This is a genomic window from Bradyrhizobium sp. CCBAU 11386, from assembly GCF_028128955.1.
Classification (GTDB): Bacteria; Pseudomonadota; Alphaproteobacteria; order Rhizobiales; family Xanthobacteraceae; genus Bradyrhizobium.
Genome location: NZ_LBKA01000261.1, coordinates 11,955 through 33,919 on the forward strand (window position 1 = coordinate 11,955; position 21,965 = coordinate 33,919).

At 64.5% G+C, this 21,965-nt stretch carries 19 protein-coding genes and 1 pseudogene; 5 read left to right on the plus strand and 15 right to left on the minus strand.

Features of this window, described 5'->3' with window-relative positions:
• Nucleotides 1-3: 3 nt before the first annotated feature.
• The 6 genes and pseudogenes from XI09_RS43600 to XI09_RS43625 all read right to left on the minus strand — a co-directional run bounded on the left by XI09_RS43600 (nt 4) and on the right by XI09_RS43625 (nt 6,981).
• A complete protein-coding gene (locus tag XI09_RS43600; protein ID WP_271572461.1) occupies nt 4-483 on the minus strand; it encodes a MaoC family dehydratase in 480 nt (159 codons plus the stop codon).
• Nucleotides 484-2,202, minus strand: coding sequence for an AMP-binding protein (locus XI09_RS43605; RefSeq protein WP_271572462.1), 1,719 nt, complete (start codon nt 2,200-2,202; stop codon nt 484-486).
• Between the two features lie 132 nt (nt 2,203-2,334).
• Nucleotides 2,335-3,231: pseudogene (gene mmsB, locus XI09_RS43610) on the minus strand (3-hydroxyisobutyrate dehydrogenase); the annotation flags it as partial.
• Nucleotides 3,232-3,252: 21 nt separating this feature from the next.
• Nucleotides 3,253-4,320 carry an enoyl-CoA hydratase/isomerase family protein gene (locus tag XI09_RS43615; RefSeq protein WP_271572463.1) on the minus strand — a complete coding sequence of 356 codons (1,068 nt, stop codon included), beginning with the start codon at nt 4,318-4,320 and terminating at the stop codon, nt 3,253-3,255.
• Complete coding sequence (locus tag XI09_RS43620; protein WP_271572464.1) at nt 4,317-5,462, minus strand: isobutyryl-CoA dehydrogenase; 1,146 nt, start codon at nt 5,460-5,462, stop codon at nt 4,317-4,319. Before XI09_RS43620 ends, XI09_RS43615 begins: the two co-directional genes overlap by 4 nt.
• A gap of 22 nt (nt 5,463-5,484) precedes the next feature.
• A complete protein-coding gene (locus tag XI09_RS43625) occupies nt 5,485-6,981 on the minus strand; it encodes a CoA-acylating methylmalonate-semialdehyde dehydrogenase (protein WP_271572465.1) in 1,497 nt (498 codons plus the stop codon).
• Nucleotides 6,982-7,084: 103 nt separating this feature from the next.
• Between XI09_RS43625 and XI09_RS43630 the strand changes: the two genes are divergently transcribed.
• Nucleotides 7,085-7,999 (plus strand): LysR family transcriptional regulator, encoded by a 915-nt coding sequence (locus XI09_RS43630; RefSeq protein ID WP_271572466.1) that lies wholly within the window; start codon nt 7,085-7,087, stop codon nt 7,997-7,999.
• 106 nt (nt 8,000-8,105) lie between these two features.
• Here the strand turns inward: XI09_RS43630 and XI09_RS43635 are convergent, their stop codons facing one another.
• Together XI09_RS43635 and XI09_RS43640 are read right to left on the minus strand one after the other, a co-directional pair.
• Nucleotides 8,106-8,732, minus strand: a complete 627-nt coding sequence (locus XI09_RS43635) for a TetR/AcrR family transcriptional regulator (protein ID WP_271572467.1) — start codon at nt 8,730-8,732, stop codon at nt 8,106-8,108.
• A gap of 64 nt (nt 8,733-8,796) precedes the next feature.
• The gene (locus tag XI09_RS43640) at nt 8,797-9,330 is read right to left on the minus strand and encodes a PaaI family thioesterase (protein ID WP_271572468.1); all 534 of its coding nucleotides are present in this window, start codon (nt 9,328-9,330) and stop codon (nt 8,797-8,799) included.
• Between the two features lie 154 nt (nt 9,331-9,484).
• Between XI09_RS43640 and XI09_RS43645 the strand changes: the two genes are divergently transcribed.
• The 3 genes from XI09_RS43645 (at nt 9,485) to XI09_RS43655 (ending at nt 13,125) form a co-directional block, all read left to right on the plus strand.
• On the plus strand, nt 9,485-10,255 hold the full coding sequence (locus tag XI09_RS43645; protein ID WP_271572469.1) for an enoyl-CoA hydratase: 771 nt from the start codon (nt 9,485-9,487) through the stop codon (nt 10,253-10,255).
• Between the two features lie 265 nt (nt 10,256-10,520).
• Nucleotides 10,521-11,747, plus strand: coding sequence for an acetyl-CoA C-acyltransferase (locus XI09_RS43650; protein ID WP_271572470.1), 1,227 nt, complete (start codon nt 10,521-10,523; stop codon nt 11,745-11,747).
• Nucleotides 11,748-11,829: 82 nt separating this feature from the next.
• On the plus strand, nt 11,830-13,125 hold the full coding sequence (locus XI09_RS43655; protein ID WP_271572471.1) for an MFS transporter: 1,296 nt from the start codon (nt 11,830-11,832) through the stop codon (nt 13,123-13,125).
• A 6-nt stretch (nt 13,126-13,131) separates the two neighbouring features.
• Here XI09_RS43655 and XI09_RS43660 read toward each other — a convergent pair whose 3' ends face one another.
• From XI09_RS43660 to XI09_RS43670, 3 genes are all read right to left on the minus strand, one after another.
• Entirely contained in the window at nt 13,132-14,535 is a 1,404-nt protein-coding gene (locus XI09_RS43660) for a carbohydrate porin (RefSeq protein WP_271572472.1), read from the minus strand.
• 10 nt (nt 14,536-14,545) lie between these two features.
• Nucleotides 14,546-15,562 carry a transporter gene (locus XI09_RS43665; RefSeq protein WP_271572473.1) on the minus strand — a complete coding sequence of 339 codons (1,017 nt, stop codon included), beginning with the start codon at nt 15,560-15,562 and terminating at the stop codon, nt 14,546-14,548.
• Nucleotides 15,563-15,672: 110 nt separating this feature from the next.
• The gene (locus tag XI09_RS43670) at nt 15,673-16,455 is read right to left on the minus strand and encodes an acetoacetate decarboxylase (protein WP_271572474.1); all 783 of its coding nucleotides are present in this window, start codon (nt 16,453-16,455) and stop codon (nt 15,673-15,675) included.
• Between the two features lie 225 nt (nt 16,456-16,680).
• Here XI09_RS43670 and XI09_RS43675 point away from each other — a divergent pair, with 225 nt between their 5' ends.
• The gene (locus tag XI09_RS43675) at nt 16,681-17,856 is read left to right on the plus strand and encodes a patatin-like phospholipase family protein (RefSeq protein ID WP_271572475.1); all 1,176 of its coding nucleotides are present in this window, start codon (nt 16,681-16,683) and stop codon (nt 17,854-17,856) included.
• 180 nt (nt 17,857-18,036) lie between these two features.
• Here the strand turns inward: XI09_RS43675 and XI09_RS43680 are convergent, their stop codons facing one another.
• From XI09_RS43680 to XI09_RS43695, 4 genes are all read right to left on the minus strand, one after another.
• Complete coding sequence (locus XI09_RS43680) at nt 18,037-18,582, minus strand: hypothetical protein (protein ID WP_271572476.1); 546 nt, start codon at nt 18,580-18,582, stop codon at nt 18,037-18,039.
• A 486-nt stretch (nt 18,583-19,068) separates the two neighbouring features.
• Nucleotides 19,069-19,734 carry a TadE/TadG family type IV pilus assembly protein gene (locus XI09_RS43685; RefSeq protein WP_271572477.1) on the minus strand — a complete coding sequence of 222 codons (666 nt, stop codon included), beginning with the start codon at nt 19,732-19,734 and terminating at the stop codon, nt 19,069-19,071.
• 3 nt (nt 19,735-19,737) lie between these two features.
• The gene (locus XI09_RS43690) at nt 19,738-20,295 is read right to left on the minus strand and encodes a TadE/TadG family type IV pilus assembly protein (protein ID WP_271572478.1); all 558 of its coding nucleotides are present in this window, start codon (nt 20,293-20,295) and stop codon (nt 19,738-19,740) included.
• Nucleotides 20,296-20,305: 10 nt separating this feature from the next.
• Nucleotides 20,306-21,715 (minus strand): TadE/TadG family type IV pilus assembly protein, encoded by a 1,410-nt coding sequence (locus tag XI09_RS43695; RefSeq protein WP_271572799.1) that lies wholly within the window; start codon nt 21,713-21,715, stop codon nt 20,306-20,308.
• Nucleotides 21,716-21,965 lie beyond the last annotated feature (250 nt).

The following is a 21,965-nucleotide window of genomic DNA, read 5'->3' on the forward strand; positions in this document are numbered from 1 at the left end:
GCGTCAGGCGAAATAGATCAGGCCGAGCCAATCGGCGACCAGCGCGGGCTTGTCCTCGCCCTCGATCTCCACCGTGACATTGGTGCGGGACTGCAATTCGTTGGGCTTGCGCAGCCTGGCTTCCGCCAGCACGAACCGGCCGCGGACGCGCTTTCCCGAGCGCACCGGCGAGATGAAGCGGAGCTTGTCGAAGCCGTAATTGACGCCCATCGTGGTGCCGGCGATGACAGGCATGACTTCATAAGACATGATCGACAGCAGCGACATCGTCAGAAAGCCGTGCGCGATGGTCGTGCCGAACGCGGTCTCCTTCTTCGCCCGTTCAGGGTCGACGTGGATGAACTGGTGGTCCTCGATCACGTCGGCATAGGTGTCGATGCGGGGCTGGTCGATCAGGTGCCATGACGACACGCCGATCTCCTTGCCGACCATCGCCTGATAGGCGTCCAGCGTAATCGGCGGCTTCTTCCAGACTTCGTTCACTTAGGTCTCACTCCGTGTTTTCGGCAACTCCGGAAAATCCTCCTCGCGGAATTCCCGACCACGCAGCGGATCGTTGCGATCATCGTCGCGCTCGAGACGTCGTAGCTGCACGCGGCGGATTTTGCCAGAGATCGTCTTCGGCAGTTCCGTGACGATTTCGAGGCGGCGGATGCGCTTGAACGGCGCCAGGCGCGTGTGCAGGTGCTTGAAAATCGAAAGCGCCGTCTCCGGCGTTCGCTCGGCGCCCGATGTCAGCAGCACGAAGGCCTTGGGGATCGCGAGCCGGATCGGATCCGGGCTAGGCACCACGGCGGCCTCGGCGACGAGTTCATGCTCGAGCAACACGCTTTCCAGCTCGAACGGACTGATGCGGTAATCGGAGGACTTGAACACGTCGTCGGAGCGGCCGACGAAGGTGAGATAGCCGTCGTCATCTTCGAACACGACGTCGCCGCTGCGATAGAGCGTGCCTTCGGTGCCCGAGAGCTTGCCGTCGTCGCCCTGATAGCCCTGCATCAGGCCGGCGGGACGGCTCGCCCCGAGCACCAGCGTCACCTCGCCTTCCTTCGCCGCGTTGCCGTCGGCATCGCTGACCTGCACGCGATAGCCCGGCAGCGGGCGGCCCATCGAGCCGACCTTGATCTTTTGCCCGGGCGAGTTGCCCGCCAGCGCCGTCGTCTCGGTCTGGCCGTAACCGTCACGGATGGTGAGGCCCCAGGCCGCCTGCACCTGATCGATCACCTCGGGATTGAGCGGCTCGCCGGCGCCGCAGACCTCGCGAAGTGCGACCTTGAACGACGCCAGGTTCTCCTGGATGAACAGCCGCCACACCGTCGGCGGTGCGCACAACGTGGTGACGCCGCAACGGCCGATGGTGGCAAGCAGCGCCTTGGCATCGAAGCGCGGCTGGTTGACCACGAACACGGTGGCCCCCGCATTCCACGGCGCGAAGAAGCAGCTCCAGGCGTGCTTGGCCCAGCCGGGCGAGGAGATGTTGAGATGGACGTCGCCGGGCTTCAACCCGATCCAGTACATGGTGGAGAGATGGCCGACGGGATAGCTGCGCTGGCTGTGCAGCACCAGCTTTGGTTTTGCCGTCGTGCCCGAGGTGAAATAGAGCAGCATCGGGTCGTCGGCGTTGGTGGGGCCGTCGGGCGCAAAACTCTCCGGAGCTTTCGTCGCCTCGTCATAGGCGAGCCAGCCATCGGAGGCATCACCGACCACGATTCGCACGACATTCTCGGCGCCAAGGCTTGCGAACTTCGCGACCTGATCCTGCGCGGCGACCACCGCCCTCGCCTTGCCGCGATCGAGCCGGTCGCGCAGCTCGTCGGCGGTGAGCAGCGTGGTGGCGGGGATGACGACGACACCGAGCTTCATTGCGGCGAGCATGGTCTCCCACAGCGGGACCACATTGCCGAGCAGCAGCAGGAGATGGTCGCCGCGCTTCAAGCCCTGCGCGCGGAGGAAGTTGGCGACCTGGTTGGAACGGCGCGACAGTGCCGCAAAGGACAATTTCGTCTGCCGGTCCTGTGCGGCATCGACGATCCAGAGCGCGGGCCGATCCCCGCTCTCCGCATTCGCCGCCAGCCCGGCGTCGAACCAGTCGAGCGCCCAGTTGAAGGGGGCCGGATCGGGCCAGCGGAAGCCTTTGACCGCTGCCTCGTAATCCGTGCGGTGCTGTAGAAGGAACGCGCGCGCTTCCTGAAATGTCGTCATGATCCGAGCCCGTCGAATTGATCTGCGAGCGTAGCCGGGATGGAGCGAAGCGCAATCCGGGGCCGGCTACGCAATTGGCAGAAGCTGTCCCGGATTTCGCTTCGCTCCATCCGGGCTACGGGCAAAGCCTCGCTATTTTCCAGCGAGGCTGCGAACGTGCTTGATAATTCCGGAAAAATCCACCCCGCCCTGGCCCGCTCTATCGAAGGCCTGATAAATCTCCTGCGCATGCTGGCCGAGCGGCGTGGCCGCGCCCGCGGCCTTGGCCGCGTCCTGCGCCAGAGTCAGATCCTTCACCATCAGCGCCGAGGCAAAGCCCGGCTTGTAGTCGTTGTTCGCCGGCGAGGTCGGCACCGGGCCGGGCACCGGACAATAGGTCGTCAGCGACCAGCACTGGCCCGACGAGGTCGAGGCGACGTCGAACAGCGCCTGATGCGAGAGACCAAGCTTCTCAGCCAACGCAAACGCTTCGCTCACCGCGATCATGGAAATGCCGAGGATCATGTTGTTGCAGATCTTGGCCGCCTGGCCGGCGCCGGCGCCGCCGCAATGCACGATCTTCTTGCCCATGTTTTCCAGCACGGGCTTTGCCGCCGCGAACGCCTTGTCGTCGCCGCCGCACATGAAGGTGAGCGTCGCCCCCTTGGCGCCGCCGGTCCCGCCGGAGACCGGCGCATCCACCGAGAGCACGCCGTTCTTGGCGGCCAGCGCGTGTGCCTGCCGCGCGCTCTCGACGTCGATCGTGGAGGAATCGATGATCAGCGCGCCCTTGGTCATGACAGGGACGACCTCGTTCCAGACGCCGAGCACGTGCTTGCCGGCCGGCAGCATGGTGACGACGACATCGGCGCCCTTCACCGCACCCGCTGCGCTGTCGGCGATGCCGGCGCCATCGGCCTTGGCTTGCGCGCGCGAGGCCTCGACGAGGTCGAACGCCACCACCTTGTGGCCGGCCTTGACCAGATTGGCCGCCATCGGGCCGCCCATGTTGCCGAGACCGATAAATGCGATCGTGGCCATCTTCGTTTCCTCCGCTGAACGTTTCGTTGATTAGTTGAACTTCAATTCGTCGGCGCCAATCTCGGCGAGATACGGCGCAAGCATGTCCGGCGTGACGTCTTCTATCCGAGGCGGCGACCAGGTCGGGTTGCGGTCCTTGTCGATCACGGCGGCGCGCACGCCCTCGCGGAAATCATCGCTGCGGAACACTTCCAGCGCGGCGCGATATTCGCGCACCAGACATTCCTCCAGGCTCGACGCGGCGCGCGCCAGCCGCAGCAGCTTCAGCGTCACCACCATGCCGCGCGGCGATTTCTCGCCGAGCGTCTTCAGCGTGGCCAGAGCGAATTCGGAACCGTCACGCTTGAGCGCCGCGAAGATGTCTTCCATGCGGTCGAAGCCGAACAAAGCGTCGATAACAGGCTCTTTCGCGGCAACCGGCCCCGCGGTCTCACCGGTCGCAAAACCGTCGATGAGCTTGGCGACCTCGGCCGCGGTGACACCAGCGCGAACCTTCGTCAGCGCCTCGCGCAGCTCCGGCCATTTGGCCGCCGGCACCACGGCGTCCGCGAACTTCGCGTGGATCGCATCCGGACCGTTCATGATCTGACCGGTCAGGCCGAAATAGGTGCCGATCTCGCCGGGCGATCGCGAGAGCAGCCAGGTGCCGCCGACATCGGGGAAGAATCCGAGCCCGACTTCGGGCATCGCCAGCTTGGTACGGTCAGTGACAACGCGATGACTCGCATGCGCGGAGAGCCCGACGCCGCCGCCCATCACGATACCGTCCATGAAGGCAACATAGGGCTTTGGGAACTTCTTGATCCGGGCGTTGAGGATGTATTCCTCGCGCCACAGGATCTTGCCGAGATCGCCATGGACCTTCGAGCTTTCCCAGAGCGTGCGGATGTCGCCGCCAGCGCAGAGGCCGCGCTCGCCGGCGCCCTCCAGCAGGATCACGGCGACGGCCGGATCGGTCTCGAAGCGGTCGAGCGCGGCCTCGATATCGCGAAACATCTCCAGGGTGACGGCGTTGATGGCCTTGGGACGGTTGAGCCTGATCACGCCGGCCGCACCCTCGACGCGCGCGACCAGATCGCCCTCTTCCACTGCCGTCATCGCGCGTCCTCGATCAGTTTGCGCGCCACGATGAGCCGCATGATTTCATTGGTGCCTTCGAGGATCTGGTGCACGCGCAGATCGCGCACGATCTTCTCGATGCCGTATTCGCTGAGATAGCCGTAGCCGCCATGGAGCTGAAGCGCCTGGTTGGCGACCTCGAAACCGACATCGGTGCCGAAGCGCTTGGCCATCGCGCACAGCATGGTGGCGTCAGGATCCTTGCGGTCGAGCGCCGCGGCGGCTCGCCACAGGAAGGTGCGCGCGGCCTCGAGCTCGATCGCCATGTCGGCAAGGCGGAATTGCAGCGCCTGGAATTCGTCGAGGCGCTTTCCAAACGCCTTGCGCTCCTTCATGTAGGCACGCGCCTTGTCAAGCGCGGTCTGCGCGCCGCCGAGCGAGCAGGCCGTGATGTTGAGACGGCCGCCATCGAGGCCGGCCATCGCGATCTTGAAGCCGACGCCCTCATCGCTCAACCGGTTGGCGACCGGCACGCGGGCGTCCTCGAACATCACAGCGCGGGTCGGCTGCGCGTTCCAGCCCATCTTGCGCTCGTTGGCCCCGAACGACACGCCGGGCGTCTTGCCGTCAATCACCAGCGTCGAGATGCCGCCGGGGCCGTCACCGCCGGTCCTGACCATTGCGATCAAAAGGTCGGTACCGCCGGCACCCGAGATGAACTGCTTCTGGCCGTTGAGGACGTAATGATCGCCGTCGCGCACCGCACGGGTGCGCAGCGCTGCCGCGTCCGAGCCGGCGCCGGGCTCGGTCAGGCAGTAGCTGGCGATCAGCTCCATGGTGCAGAGCTTCGGCAGCCATGTGTGGCGCTGGGTGTCGCTGCCGTAGGCATCGATCATCCAGGACGCCATGTTATGGATGGAGATGAAGGCCGACGTGGTCGGGCAGCCCGTCGCCAGCGCCTCGAAGATCAGCGCGGCGTCGAACCTGGTCATGGCGGAGCCGCCGACATCCTCGCGGATGTAGATGCCGCCCATGCCGAGCGTCGCCGCCTCGCGCATCACGTCGACGGGGAAATGCTTCTCCTCGTCCCAGCGCAGCGCGTGCGGCGCGATCTTTTCCGCCGCAAACGCCAACGCCATGTCGCGAACCGCGATCTGATCCTCGTTCAGAGCGAACTGCATGGGTGCCTCGCTCTTGAGAGGATCACTTCATCAGCGGGATCGAGAACTCCGCACCTTCCTTGACGCCGGACGGCCAGCGCGAGGTCACCGTCTTGGTCTTGGTGTAGAAGCGGACCGAATCCGGACCGTGCTGGTTGAGGTCGCCGAAGCCCGACTTCTTCCAGCCGCCGAAGGTGTAATAAGCGATCGGAACCGGGATCGGCACGTTGATGCCGACCATGCCGACATTGACCTTGGCCGCGAAGTCGCGCGCAGCGTCGCCGTCGCGGGTGAAGATGGCAACGCCGTTGCCGTAGTCATGATCCGACGGCAGCGCCAGCGCTTCCTTGTAGTCGTGCGCGCGCACGACCGAGAGCACGGGGCCGAAGATCTCTTCCTTGTAGATCCGCATGTCCTTGGTGACGTTGTCGAACAGCGAACCGCCGAGATAGAACCCCTTCTCGTAGCCCTGCATCTTGAAGCCGCGGCCGTCGACGGCGAGCGTTGCGCCTTCCTTGATGCCGATGTCGATGTAGCCCTTGACCTTCTCGACCGCTTCGCGCGTCACCAGCGGGCCGTAATCGGCCGACGGATCGATCGAGGTGCCGATCTTCAGGGACTCGACGCGCGGGATCAGCTTTTCCATCAGGCGGTCGGCGGTGGGCTTGCCGACGGGCACCGCGACCGACACGGCCATGCAGCGCTCGCCGGCCGAGCCGTAGCCCGCGCCGATCAACGCGTCGACCGCCTGGTCCATGTCGGCGTCGGGCATGATGATGGCGTGGTTCTTGGCGCCGCCGAAGCACTGGCAGCGCTTGCCGGTCTGGGCGGCGCGCTCATAGATGTACTGCGCGATCGGCGTGGAACCGACGAAGCCGATGGCCTTGACGTCGGGATCGTCGAGGATGGCGTCGACCGCTTCCTTGTCGCCGTTGACGACGTTGAGGATGCCGGCCGGCAGGCCCGCCTCCATCATCAGCTCGGCAAGCAGCATCGGCACGCCGGGATCGCGCTCCGACGGCTTGAGGATGAAGGCATTGCCGCAGGCGATCGCGGGCGCGAACTTCCACATCGGAATCATCGCCGGGAAATTGAACGGCGTGATGCCGGCGACGACGCCGAGCGCCTGACGCATCGAATAGATGTCGATGCCGGGGCCGGCGCCCTCGGTGTACTCGCCCTTCATCAGGTGCGGGATACCGCAGGCGAATTCGGCGACCTCGAGGCCGCGCTGGATGTCGCCCTTGGCGTCGGGCACGGTCTTGCCGTGCTCACGCGCCAGCAGCTCGGCGAGCTTGTCGTAGTCGCGCTGCACCAGCTCGACGAACTTCATCATGACGCGGGCGCGGCGCTGCGGGTTGGTCGCGGCCCATTCCGGCTGCGCGGCGCGGGCGTTCTCCACGGCAGCGCGGACCTCGGCCTTGGACGCCAGCGCCACCTTGGCCTGGACGTCACCGGTCATCGGCTCGAAGACGTCGGCGGTGCGGCCAGAGGTACCCTTGACCTCCTTGCCACCGATGAAATGTCCGATTGAACGCATGGAATGATCTCCTTGGAAGTCGAGCCTGATCGCTTTGACAAATCCTATTGACCTGCATTTTATAGGATTCAAGTCTGATATATTGCACCATAGATGTGCGAAAATGCTGGATCAAGGTAGCATCGACTGGGACGACTTTCGCTTCGTGCTGGCCATCGTGCGGGGCGGCTCGGTTTCGGCTGCGGCAAAACAGCTCGGCGTCGACCATGCCACGGTGATCCGCCGCGTCGACCGGCTGGAAAAGCACCTCTCGGCAAAGCTGTTTGACCGGCGCAAGACCGGCTATCTCCTCACCGAGGCCGGCCAGCGCGTCGCCGACAGCGCGGAAGCGATGGAATCGACCATCGTCGCCAACCAGGAGCAGGTCGGCGGCTCCGTGGCGCGGCTGACTGGAACGGTGCGGATCGGTGCGCCTGATGGCTTCGGCACCGCCTTCCTGGCGCCGCGGCTGGCGCCCTTCGCGGACCGGTATCCCGATCTCGATCTGCAACTTGTGGCTACTGCGCGACTGTTCAGCCTCTCCAAGCGCGAGGCCGACATCGCGATCAGCCTGACCATGCCGAAGGAAGGCCGCATCGTCGGCCGCAAGCTGCTCGACTACCGCCTCGGGCTCTATGCCGCTCCCGCCTATCTCGACCGCTTTCCGACAATCGTCTCGCGCGAGGTGCTGCCGCAGCACCGCTTTGTCGGCTACATCGAGGAACTGCTGTTCACGCCCGAACTCGATTATCTCCCACAGGTGTCGCCGCGGATTTCCGCCCGCTTCCGCAGCGCCAATCTGATCGCACAGCTCAACGCCACGCTCTCGGGCTTCGGCATCGCGGTGCTGCCGCATTTCATGGCGCGCGAGTACCCGCAGCTAGTGGCTGTGCTGCCCGAGGAGGTCTCGATCACCCGGACGTTCTGGATGCTGATGCACGCCGACAGCAAGGATCTCGCCCGGATCAGGGCCGTGGCGGATTACATCGGCGAGATCGTGGAGCGCGGGCGGGCGTTGTTTGCGGGGCGAACTTCGTAGGGTGGTAGGGTGGGCAAAGCGAAGCGTGCCCACCACTTCTGCTGCAATCTTGGAAACATCGTGGGCACGGCGCAAGAGCGCCTTTGCCCACCCTACGGCATCTCGCCTAGCTCTGCTTCTCGCGCGGCCTTTTCGCCGCCACTTTCGCCGGCTCCCGCCGCGCCCCATCGAGCGCGCTGTCCCTGCCGGCCTTCAGCACCTCATCGGACAGCTCGCTTGTGCCCGCAATCCGCGCCAGCAGCATGGTGCCGGCCATCGTCGCCAGCGTCGCGATCGCCTGCTTGCGCGCGGCCTTGCGCGGCAGGTTCGGGATGTAGTCGGTCATCATCTCGATCATCTCGTCGAGCTTGCCGGCAAAGGCTTTTCGCGTCTTCGGGCTCTCGCGCGCGATCTCAGCGCCGAGCGAAGGGATCGAGCAACCATGGCCAGGATTGTCGCGATGCAGCGCGGAGAGATAGGCCTCGGCGATCAGCGCCAGCCGTTTCTCGGGAGAGACTTCGCCACTGATCTTGCGCCAGTGCTCCATCGAGCGGTCCATGGCGTAGGCAAAGGCCTCGATCACCAGCGCCTCGCGGGAATCGAAATGCGCGTAGAAGCCGCCGTGGGTCAGGCCCGCCTCCTTCATGAGGTCGGCGACGCCGATGCCGTGCGCACCCTTTTCGCGCAGCCGCACGGAAGCCTTCTTCACGATGCGATCGTGGGTTTCCTGTTTGTGTTCCCGGGAATAGCGCATGCGGGTCTCATTGAATGTCGGAGATCATCTCATAACACAGAAATGGACCAGACGGTGGATTAATTCATGTTAAGATATGACCGATCATGGAAAAGGTTGCAGTTGCATGGACTGCGAGCGCACCCTTGCCGTCGCGGACGAAACCCTCGGCGTAGCTGGTCTGCCGTCCCAGCTTGATGATCTTACCTTCGGCCGAGATCAGCCCTGACCGGACCGACAGCGGGCGCAGGAACGTCATTTTCAGATCGAGGGTCACGGACGACTGCCCGGGCTCCAGCCGGGTGGAGATGGCGCATCCCATGGCGGTGTCGATCAGCGCCGCGGCCGTCGCGCCATGCAGGAGGCCGACGGTATTTTCGAGATCCTCGCGCGGCTCCAGTTCCATCACGATCCGGCCCGGCTCGACCACCGCCATGGTGAATCCGATCAGCTTTGCGAAGGGTGGCGGCGGCAAGCGGCCATCGCGAATGCCCAGCATGGCGTCCATGCCCGACAGGCCCATCGCCACTTTCGCGACCGGCGCAGGAACCTGCCAGTCCACCACACGCTCGCGCCGCTGCGCGGGCGAAAACAGGTCGAGTTGATCGTTACAGGTCATGGCAGCCTCTTTGTATGATAGATATCATACTATGCCACGAACTTCGCGCTGGCAACTCCGTCTCCCCGGCCCGCTTGACAAGCAGCGCGTTTCGGCCCGGAAGTGATCCCGACCGGTGCGCCCGCGCAGGTCCAACAAACTTCGAGACCCCACGATGGAAATGCTCAACAACCACTGCGGCGTGACGCGCGATGCGCGCGGCGTCGTCCATGTCGCGATCTGCAACGCCGGCCCGCTGAATATCCTGGGCTCGCCCGTGACCGACGCAGTGCGCGAAGGCCTGCAACAGCTCGCTACCGACCGGAGCATCCGCGTCGTGGTGCTGCGCGGCCAGAGCGAGAAAAGCATGATCGGCGGCGCCGACATCAAGGAGATGGCCAGGCTCGACCAGACGTCCGCCGAGGCCTTCATCAGCCGCCTGCGCGATCTCTGCGAGGCCGTGCGTCAGTTCCCCGCCCCCGTGATCGCGCGCATGCCCGGCTGGTGCCTCGGCGGCGGGCTCGAAGTGGCCGCCGCGTGCGACTTCCGGATCGCCGCGCATGATGCGCATTTCGGCATGCCGGAGGTGCGCGTCGGCATCCCCTCGGTGATCCACGCCGCACTGTTGCCGCGCCTGATCGGCTGGGCCCGCGCGCGCTGGCTGGTGATGATGGCGGAGAACATCGACGCGCCGACGGCGCTCGCCTGGGGCCTGGTCGACAAGGTCGCACCCGAGGGCGGGTTGGATGCAGCCGTCGAGCATACGGTGAAGGCGCTGCTCGAATGCGGCCCCGAGGCGTTGCGGTCGCAGAAGGCTCTGCTGCGGCAATGGGAGGAACTGCCGCTGACGGAGTCGGTGAATCTGAGCGTGAAGGTGTTCGGCGAGTCGTTCCTGACCGACGAGCCGACGCGCCTGATGCAGGCGTTCGTCAACAGGAAGCGGTAGGTCCCTCCAACAACGATGTCATGCCCCGCGAAGGCGGGGCATCCAGTACGCCGCGAGCCATCGGTTCAATCACAACGGCCTCGGCGTACTGGATCGCCCGCCTTCGCGGGCGATGACAGCGAGTTGTGGGGCAACCTCCTCCGATCGAACGACCAAATCTCATCCGAGCCACGACAATTTCTCATCCCGGCCGCGGTTGCATTTTTTGCGCCGCATCATATGATGACTATAATCTTATTCAGCCGTCATCGCAGGGAGTCCCGTCATGGCCGAAGCCGCCGATCCCGTCGTCATCGTCTCCGCCGCCCGCACCCCGCTCGGCCGCTTCATGGGCGAGCTCTCACCCTTAGCCGCGCATAAGCTCGGCTCGCATGTGATCGGCGCGGCGCTCGAGCGCGCAAACCTCGCGCCCGAGAAGGTCGACGAGGTCTTCATGGGCTGCGTGCTGCCGGCGGGACAAGGCCAGGCACCGGCGCGCCAGGCGGCGCGCGCCGCCGGCCTGCCGGACGCGACCGGCGCGACCACGGTCAACAAGGTCTGCGGCTCCGGCATGAAGGCGACCATGCTGGCGCACGACATCATCCGCGCCGGCTCGGCCGAGATCGTCGTCTCCGGCGGCATGGAGAGCATGAGCAATGCGCCCTATCTGCTCGCAAAAGCACGCGGCGGCTATCGCGCCGGCCACGACCGCATCATCGACCACATGATGATGGACGGGCTGGAGGACGCCTACGAGACCGGCCGCTCCATGGGTGATTTCGGCGAGGCTACCGCGGAGGCCTATCAGTTCACCCGAAAGGACCAGGACGCCTATGCGATGGAAACGCTGAGCCGCGCTCGCAAGGCGGTCGAGGGCGGTGCATTCAAGGCCGAGATCGCACCGATCACGCTCGCCGAGAAAGCCGGCCCGCGCGTCATCGCCAATGACGAGCATCCGCTGAAGGTCGATCCGGCCAAGATCCCAGGCCTGAAGCCGGCGTTCCGCGCCAATGGCACCATCACGCCGGCAGCTTCCTCCGCAAACGCCGACGGTGCCGCCGCGCTGGTGCTGACCAAGCGCTCGCTCGCCGATCGCAACGGCCTTCCGGCGCTTGCCGTGATCAAGGGCCACGCGACGCACAGCCAGGAGCCGCAATGGTTCACCACGGCGCCGATCCCGGCGATCCGCAAGCTGCTCGACAAGGTCGGCTGGACCGCCGGTGACGTCGACCTGTTCGAGATCAACGAAGCCTTCGCCGTGGTGGCGATGGCGGCGCAGCGCGATCTCGGCATTCCCCGCGACAAACTGAACATCAACGGCGGCGCCTGCGCGCTCGGCCATCCGATCGGCGCCACCGGCGCGCGGCTGATCGTGACGCTGCTGCATGCGCTCGAGGCGCAGAACCTCAAGCGCGGCGTTGCCGCCCTCTGCATCGGCGGCGGCGAAGCCACGGCCATCGCGGTCGAGCGGCTGACGCACTGGCCGCAATGTCCGAAATTGAGGGAAGTCTGACATTTTAGACTTACAGCAAATTTGCCAGACTACGACGATGACGCGAGTCCCGCGAGGGACCGCCAACCCTGATTGAGGCCCAATGATCTCGAACTGGCTCGCGGCAACACTCAGCCGCCGCAATATCCACTACGGCTGGGTGATGGTCGGCGTGACCTTCCTGGCCGCGCTGATCAGCGCCGGCACGGTCGGCGCGCCCGGCGTGTTCATCGTTCCCCTGCAAAAGGAGTTCGGCTGGAGCACGGCGGAGATCTCGTCCGCGCTGTCGATCCGCTTCATCCTGTTCGGGCTGATGGCGCCGTTCGCCGCCGCCCTGCTCAACCGCTACGGCCTGCGCAACGTCACGCTGACCGCACAGCTGATCGTCGTCTCGGCGCTGGTCGCATCGCTCGGCATGACCGAGGTCTGGCAGCTGATCGCGCTGTGGGGCGTCGTGATCGGCATCGGCACCGGCATGACCGCGCTGGTGCTGGGGGCGACCATCGCCACGCGCTGGTTCGCGGCGCGACGCGGCCTCGTCGTCGGCATCATGACCGCGAGCGTCGCCACCGGTCAGCTCGTGTTCCTGCCGCTGCTCGCAAGCCTCACCGAACGCTTCGGCTGGCGGCATGCGCTCGGCTTCGTCTGCATCATGCTCGGCGTTTCCGCGCTCGCAGTGCTGCTCGCGATGCGTGACCGTCCGAGCGACCTCGGCCTGCGCCCGTTCGGCGACGAAGGCACCGAGCCTCTGCCCGCCCCGCCCGTCAACCACGGCTCGATCACGGCGGTGGCGCTCGGCACGCTGCGCGACGCCTCGAAATCGAGCGCGTTCTGGATCCTGTTTGCGACCTTCTTCGTCTGCGGCGCCTCGACCAACGGCCTCGTCCAGGTCCACCTGATCCCGATGTGCCTCGATTTCGGCATTCCGCAGGTGCAGGCCGCAAGCCTGCTGGCTGCGATGGGCATTTTCGACTTCTTCGGCACGATCTTCTCGGGCTGGCTGTCGGACCGTTACGACAACCGCTGGCTCCTGTTCTGGTACTACGGCCTACGCGGGCTCTCGCTGATCTTTTTGCCCTTCAGCGATTTCTCGTTCTACGGCCTGTCGATCTTCGCGATGTTCTACGGGCTCGACTGGATCGCCACCGTGCCGCCGACCGTGCGCCTCACCGCGCAGAAGTTCGGGCCCGAGCGCGCCAATCTGGTGTTCGGCTGGATCTTTGCCGGCCATCAGCTCGGCGCCGGCACGGCCGCCTTTGGTGCGGGCCTGTCGCGAACGCTGCTCCAGAGCTACCTGCCCGCCTTCTTCATCGCCGGCGCGCTCTGCGTGTTCGCCTCGCTGATCGTGCTGGCGCTGTCGCGGCAGCCGAAGCCGAAGACGCAGGCCGCGATGGCGTAAGCCACCCTAGTACCGGATCGTGGTGGTGACGCCGAAGACTGCGGCGTCACCGATCCGCGAAACGCCGCTCGGATCGTTCGGATTGGGGATGCCGCCCGAGGGGCGGAACACATACTGGAAATACGGCGCCACCAGCCAGCCCGGCTTGATATGCGCCTCGTAGATCATCTCGATCAGGGTCTCGTTGCCGCGCACCGGGCTCTGCACGCCGGTGAAGGCCTGGGTGTCGAGATCGAGATTGCGAGCGGTGTTCGAAATCCGCATATAGGCCATCGCCACGCCGAAGCGGTCGAGCGGACGGCTCGGGACAAATCCGACGAAGCCGATGCCGCCGTCGAGATAAAGATCGATCAGATTGCGGTCCGGCGGGCTGTAGGCGATGCGGCCGAAGGCGGTGATGCCGGGGATGGACGCAGACGTGCTGTTGTCCTTCACCTCCGGCGGACGGTAGAGCACCTGCTCGATGACGGCGAAGATGCCGTAGTTGCCGCGAAGCTTGGCCGGAACGCCGCTTCCAGAGGGATCGGCGATCGACAGGCCCTCCGCGGTAAGACGCTGGCTGTCGAACGAGCCATAATGCTTCCAGGCGCCCGGCGTGAAATTGCCGGCGAGCGGACGGCCGCCGATATCGATGTCGTAGTTGAAGCGGACCTGCCCGATCACCCAGGGCGGATCGTTGACGCGGAATGCGAGGCCGTGATGGTCGCGCAGCTGCGGATCGGCATCGCCCGGCCCGGACGGATCGCCGTTGAACACCGCGCCATAGGCGGTGATCTGGTCCGACAGCGCGGCCTTGACGCGAATGCCGGGCACCGCGATCGGCGGTGCCGGGCCCCCGGCCGGGAGGTTGCTCGCCTTGATGGCTGGCCAGCCGAAGGTGCCGTTGATGAAGAGGTCGTCGGTCTGGCTGTCGAAGAACTCGACATCCGCGGCCTGCTGGCCGGCCCTGATGTTCAACCTGTCGCCAAAGAAGCTCTGCTCGAAATAGGCGTTGTAGAGCCGCTGGTCCGGCAGCGCCTCGATCTCGCTGATGGTGGCTAGGTTCTGCACGTAGTTGCGCGAGAGCCCGCGGCCGTAGATCACGAAGGCGTTGGCGTAGAAGCGTCCCCCCGTCCAGCCGACGAGCTTGTCGAGATCAGCATCGACCGAGAGATCGAGGCGACCGAAATGGATGGCGCCGCGCGCAACGCCGCCCGAGACGTTGCCGATGTTGTCGGCGATATAGGTGGCGCCGAAATTCAGGCCCTTGTTGGCGAGCCCGTCATGCCATTCGTTGAACCATTTTGGCGCCAGCCAGTCGGCCGCACTTTCGTCCTTGGCGCCGGCGCGCGCGCTCGTGCCGGCCAAGGTGCACGCCAGCGCAATTGCAGCCACGCTTGGCAGCGGAGATCTGTCGGCAGTGCCGTTCACGGCTGGTGCGCTACTTGAAAATGCCCGTGCGCCGCATGAACAAATAGGCGGCACCGACGGACGAAGCCATCAGCACCGCCGCCCAGAGAAATCCGCTCTCGACGTCGGTCAGCGGCAGGCCCTTGGTGTTCATGCCGAAGATGCCGGTGATCAGCGTCGGCGGCAGCAGCAGCGAGGTCACGATGGAGAGCGTGTGGAGGTGGCGGTTGCTCTCCTCCTCGTTCTTGAAGCGCAGCTCCTCCTCGAGCAGGCGGCTGCGCTCGCGCAGCTCGACGATGTCGTGATCGAGGCCATCGAGCCGCTGCGCCAGCTTGCCGGCGTGGATCCGCAAGCCCGGCGACAGGTGATCGGTGTTCTTCTGGTCGAGCCGGTGAAACAGCACGCGCAGACCGGTGAGCTGACGATGCAGCCTGACGCAGGTCCTGCGCAGCCGGCCGAGTGTGCGGCGCATCTCCGGCCTCGCCTCGTCGGCGAGGATGCGTTCCTCGATGCCGTCGATCTCCTGCCCGAGCTTGTCGGCCATCCTGTCCAGCGTGTCGGCGACCTCGTCGACGATCTTTTCCAGGAGATGGGCGACGTTGTCGACGCGGTAGCCGCCTTCGAGCACCCGGCGCGTCGCATCCGCCGAGCACAGCGCCTGATGGCGGCCGCTGACCAGCAGGTGCTCGGTCATGGCGAAGCGCAGGAACGCAGTCTCTTCGGTGGCGCTGTCGATGTCGCGCACGAGGTCGGAGAACACGCCGTAGACGCAGTGGTCGATGACATGGAGCTGCTGGAACGTGTCGTTCGACAGCAGCAATTCGCGCGCAAGCGGCGGCAGCTGTGAGGCTGCAATCCACGGCCGCGCCCGCGCGTCGGTCAGATTGAAATGCAGCCAGAGCCGGCCGTCATGGCTGAACTCGATCGGCCGGTCGATCGGCAGCGCCTCGGCGCTGCCGTCGCTGTGCAGGCGGAACGCCCAGACCAGGCCCGGAATGGCAGGCTCAGCCCCCGGTATCGCGCTGACAAGCTTTGCCGGCTCAGCCATGGTCGCCCCAACCGTCAACACATGCCCCGTCTCCGGAAGATGGCTGACGGCATCTTCCGGATCCACGCGGGTACTCAATTACGCCTTTGTTACAGTATGATGATGGCGCCCTACTCCGCGGCCAGCCCCGTCGCGGCCGCCGCCTCGGCTTCCCTGATGTAGTCGTGCACGACGCGGCCGAACGGCAGCGTCAGATCGGCGATGTAGTGATGCGCGCCGACGACGCGGCGAACCGGGAAATCGGCAACCGGCGCATTGACATGCGGCACAAGGTGAAGACGTCCGGGACCCATCCAGGAGCCCTTCGGCACGATATCGGTGAGGTTGATCGCGACGAGCTGGCAGACTTCGAGACGGCCGTCGACGCCCGGGATCATCTTCAGATTCACCTGCGTCTTCGACAGCGTCGCGCGGGTGAGATCGCCGTTGCCGGCCATGCTCTCGTGCTTGTAGCCCATCGTGCCCATGGCGACGAGCTGGCCGGCATATTCCAGCGTGCCCGTCAGCGTGTCCTTGACGATCTCGAGTTTGGGATGAGCGTATTTCTTGGGAAAGCCCCAGATCTCGCGGCCCGCGGCGATCGGCGGATCGTCGTCGAGATATATCTGCGAGACGAAGTTGACCTCCTCGCCATGCAGGCGCGCCGGGATGACGAGGCCGGACTCGGTGTAGCTGCCGAAGCCGGAGGAGTCCGGCATCCTGATCCATTCGTAATGCACGATCGGCTGGTCGATCGGCTCCAGCGGCTCGGGCAGGCCGGCGCGGATCAGGTCCGGATCGGTCTCGTAGGTGATGACGAGGAATTCGCGGTTGACGAAGCGATAGGGTCCGGCCGGATAGCTCGGTCCCGCGGCCGGCATGGACGGAAGTCTCAGCACATCTTCCCTGCGCATCGCTGGTCTCCTCATGTCTGTGATGCCTGCCCGGCAGCGTCGGGCGGTGATGCAGATTGCTAGCGGCCGTCATTGACCGCGCTGTGAAGGATTTCCGTCAGGCGCACGACCTGCGGCCATTCCCGTTGCGATTGACCTGCATGCAGGTGATGCATCGGGCACCTAGCTTGTCATCACGCCGTCACCGCGGGACGCAATCGTTCGGTGAAGGCAGGAGGCATCGCCATGGACGCCCGCACGTCGCAACCGACTTATCAGACCCATCAGGCTCCCGCACGGGGCTGGCGTCCCGAGCGCTGCGACCGCGTCGCGCTGGTGCTGCAAGGCGGCGGCGCGCTCGGCGCCTACCAGGCCGGCGTCTATCAGGCGCTGCACGAGGCCGGCATCGAGCCGGACTGGGTCTGCGGCGTTTCGATCGGCGCGATCAACTCCGCCATCATCGCCGGCAACCGGCCGGAGAAGCGGTTAGATGCGCTGCAAGTCTTCTGGGAGCGCATCACCAACCGCAAGGTCTGGCACTACACGCCGGATGGCGACGTCTTCCGCCAGTGGCGCAACCTCACCAGCGCGTGGATGACGTCAGCCATGGGCCAGCCCGGCTTCTTCGCCCCGCACCAGGTCAATCCCTGGTTCAGCCCGGTCGGCGCCAGGACCGCGACGAGCTATTACGATACGACGCCGCTGCGCGAGAGCCTGCGCGAGCTCGTCGACTTCGATCTCATCAACGAGAAGAAGGTCCGCTTCGCGGTCGGCGCGGTGAACGTGCTCTCCGGCAACTTCATCTATTTCGACAACGCCCATGACGAGATCGGACCGGAGCACATCATGGCCTCCGGCGCCCTGCCCCCGGCGCTGCCGATGGTGCGGATCGGCACCGATCATTTCTGGGACGGCGGCATCGTTTCCAACACGCCGCTCCAGCATCTGCTCGACCAGGAGGACGCACTCAATTCGCTGGTGTTCCAGGTCGACCTGTTCAGCGCTCGCGGCGTGCTGCCGCGCTCGATCCAGGACGTGATGGCCCGCCACAAGGACATCATGTATTCCTCGCGCACGCGCCATAACACCGACGTCTATCGCCGCACGCACAATCTCAAGGTCCTGCTCTACAAGGCCCTGGCGAAGCTGCCGGAGGAGCAACTCTCCGACGAGGAGCGCAATCTCAAGGCCAGCCTCTGCAATATGCCGGAGATCGCGATCCTGCATTTGATCTACCAGCAGAAGGCCTATGAGGGCGACGCCAAGGACCACGAATTCTCGGGCACCTCGATGCGCGAGCACTGGGCAAGCGGCTTTGAGGACACTAAGCGCACGCTGAAGCGGCGCGACTGGATCAAGATGCCCGAGCAAGGCATGGGCCTCGTCGTGCACGACGTGCACCGGGAAACGGAGAGCGCCTGAGGGGGCGCAAACAAAAACCGCGAAAACAACCCCATGCACAGTAGCCGAGGCATGGCGGATCAATGACTTACGCGTCCGCAAGGCCGTTTGACTCGTCGGGCAAGACACCGGCATGATGTCATCATGGCGCAATACACAAGTCGCCGATGCCCTGCCCGACATTGATGCCGGAAGTCTTGCTCAAAGCGTCGCGACGCGCGGGTTGACGACCGTATACCCTCGCAAGGAACGCGCATGCATTCTTGTTGCGTGTCCGCCCGAGTTGGCGTCATACGCCATCCAGATGTCTCCCCCGAGGTGCTGCTCCAGGACGAACACGTGGCCGCGTCGTGCCGCCACCATTCCCGGCGCTGGCGATGTACGCGGAAAGCGCAGCCAGTTAGCCGCGAGATTCAATTGCGGCACCATACGACCGAACACGCGCAGGGCCGCGCCGCAACCGCAGAAGGACGAAGGGCAACCGGCCGGTCGACCGCCGACGACCCGGTCGCCAGGGACATTCACCACGGCATCGGCGTTGCCAGCGGCGGCCATTGTGAGTTGCCTTGAATGGGGCGCCTGCGATGAGTACCTGGAAACGCGCTCGCGGCGCGTTTGCGAATACGACAAGTCGCAGGGCATGATGACATTGCATTCGGGCGCGTGATCAATGCGGTAGGGTCGTGCTTCCGAAGCAATAGAGCTGACGGCAACAAAGAGACACGCAGAAAGAACTGGCTTGAACATTGCAGGACTCCGAATTGAATGGTCCTGCCCCGGTCGATGAGCAACTGATAACAGTTTGGCTGAAATGGGCCTAAAGAACGGCCGAAAATGGCTGCATTTGCGGGCCGCTCTCTTCAATTCTCATAAGCCACACGTTGCGACCGAAATGATTAACTCGCAGAGTACGAACGTCCGCCTTTGACGCTTCCAGCGCTTGCGACAAGCGACCTGCTTCGCGTTGCGTCAGAAGCGGGAGGTCACGACCGCCGGCGACGCCGAAGGCGTTGCGCAGGATCACTGTCCAGGGAGCTCGACTGCGGCCAGCCTCGCGAAGTCACGAGGCACCAGAGCGCCTGGATTCCGAATCGAAACTCTTGCTTTGCAGCACTCAGCGGTGGCCTCGCGCCAGATGCCACGTGCGCCTATCGGACGTTTGGCACGTCGGGCAGCGGCATCACGCCATCATTGCCCGCCTGCATCCCGGTTAACCGCCGCCGCTTTGCTCAGCTAGCAGGTTTTCTGCTGCAGATGCTGAACGCATGTGCACGTCGTCGTCATCGTCGCGGAATACTTCACGTCGTAATATGGAAAGCTCGAGTTGGCCGGGCCGTTCGTCGAGCAGCGCGGGAACAGGTAATAGCTGTCGGTCAGCTTGACGGTGCCGGCGATCGTATAGCCGAGGTTGGGTGTGTAGTCATAGGACACCTCGCTCAGGACGAGTGAGATGTTGGCGTTGTTTGGATTGTTCGCATTGGTGGCGGTGAACTGGGACAAGGTCATCTGCTGACCCACGGTTCTCGCCCCCGACGAGCTCGTCGACGTGCTCCATTGCACCGTCGCATTGCCGTTGCTGTCGGTCGAGACTCCAGAGACCGTGATCGTCATCAGGGAGGTGCTGCCGTTCTTGACGGCATAAGGCGCCATGATTGCCGTCGCGGCGCCAAGAATTGCTTGCATGCGGGCCGCGCTCACCTGCGTGTTCTGCGAAACCATGTCGGCGACACTGTGCGCGGTCGCGCTGACCTTGACGTTCATGGCGAGCCCGTTTCCTAGCTCGACGCCGCCGATATAGAGCAGAAGCATGAACGGGGCGACGATGGCGAACTCCGTCGCTGCAACGCCGCGAACGTCGGTTCGCAGGTGCCGTGCGCGAGACGACAAGACGGCGATCATCAGTCAGCTCCCTGGCTCGTTCTGGAACGCGGCGGACGACATGATCAACCGGTTGCCGTTGGAAAGATTCGAGAGATTGAAACCGAGCGGCCCGAGGAACACCGGCCATTGGTACATCACCCGGAGAACGACGACGTCGCCGGAATCGCCGGGATTGTACTGCCAGGTGTTCGTGACCGCTCCCGTGCCGTCGAAGGTCAAGGTCGGAATGCCCGTATTGGCGGCCGACCAGGACGTCGCCACCTGCATGTCGACCATCAGGCCGCTGCAGTTGAACAGGATCACGACCTGGTCGCAGACCTTCTGCTTGAATACGGCCTGCGTCATCTGCGCGGACTGAACCTGTCCCGTCATGACGAGGCGCGCCGATTGGCGCACGACGGATTCGAGCAATTGCTGGGCAAAGAAAACGAGGAACGTCTGAATGAGCGCGATGATGAGGGCGAGGAACGGCGCGGCGACGAGCGCGAATTCGACGGCCGTGGCGCCCCTGCTGTCCCGGGCGAAAGCTGCGCAGCGACCGCCGCGCCTCCTTCTCGTTGTCGCCTGTGGACCAGTCATGGCGCTTTCTCTACTGCACGAGGCTGGCAGTGCTTGACGCAACCTTGATGAAGAGGTTCGTCAGCGCTGTAGAAATGTCGCCACCGGTTTGAACGGAGGCATAGAAGCCAGGCGAGGCGCATGATTGCAGGTTTTGTGCGATGGTGCCGGTCAAGGAAGTAGGCTCGTTGTACGGGTCCACCCAGCTCATGTACCAGTTGTTCGTGACCGGGATATTGGGGGTCTTAAGTTGCAAGTATTCCGTGTAGAGGACAGCGATCTTAATGCCCCGGTTCTTGATGGTCGTGCAGATCGTCGTGTCGAGCGGCTGCTGGCATCGATTGTTGGAGGCGAGGCTCGCGTTGGGGCAAGTCGAAGCGCCCGAGACGATCTTGTCCTCGACGCCGTCGCTAACAAGGAAGATCACCTCCTGTGGCGTATCTCCCGACGAGTTGCTGCCAAGCCCGGGAGTGGGCATGATGTCGTTGAGGCTTTTAAGCGCGCCGGCGATATCTGTGCCATTGTCGGTCTTACAGTTGGTCGTCACAACGACGCAGTTCTGGTAGGCGACCGGCATCAGCGCGATGTTGGAAACCTGGGTTCCGGCGCTGGTCGGGGTGGTCAGCGTGGCCAGTGCGTTCAAACCCAAATCGAACGTATAGAGCGCCGCTTTGTAGGTGGTGTTGTTCAACGCCGACATGCACTGCATGACGCCGCCCGAAACGCCCGACTGCGGGCAGTTCGACCAGCTATTCAGCAACTGGTTGACGGCACTCGTCACGAGATCGATCCGCAAGGTGATATTTCTTTGTCGCGCGATCGCGAGGTTATCCTTGGTCCCGCCGTCGTGAGCGATATTGGTTTCATGACAGGCGAAGCCGCAGTTCTGCGAGCCCACTGCCGACTGGTACGCGGGGGCGGTGTACTTGATGAGATTGCTGATGTCGGTCGTGGTCGCGCCGATTCCCATGGACGGCGAGTCGTCCATCAGCAGATAGAAATTCATGTTGGGTGCGCTCGACGCCTTCGCCGTCGCGGAACCGCTGACCTGCCAGGTCGTCTTGCCGAGAACGCCGGGGAAATTGTTGATGGACTGCGCGGTGTAGGCAACCGTGATGGTTCGCGCGAGGCCGGAATCGACGACAGTGACCGTCGGTGTCGGGGTCGTCGACAGTCCGGGAAGATTGGCCTTCGCTGCGAAGACGGCTGCGGCGGTGGCCTGGACGACGGTCTTGTCGCTCTGCGTCAGCATCGCCGGCCTCACGGCCGCGATCGCGGCCGCGTCGGCAGCCGCGTTCAATTGCTCCCGCTTGCGCAGGGCCAGCGTATAGTCGAGCGCCATGCCCAGCAGAAAGATGATGGGAATCATCGTGAGCGCGAAGATGATGGCGACGTTGGCCTTCCGGTCTCTCGCGAAACGAAGCATTGCGCGGCGGAGCATGAGTTTCATCCTGGCTGCCGTCGCTACGGCAGCGGCCCTTCCCCTGAAATCGACGGAAAAGACTGCCGGGTTTCGATCCCGGCACTCACCGTCAGGGGCGGAATATGCGGAGGGCTCCCTTAATCAAGACTTACGAGCAATCCACAACATGGGCTGCAACAGGGTGGATGTATCATATTGAGAAGGCATCATTAACGTCGGTTAAACGCGATCGCAGAGTCCGGCGGGTAAACAGTTACAGGTACCCGCT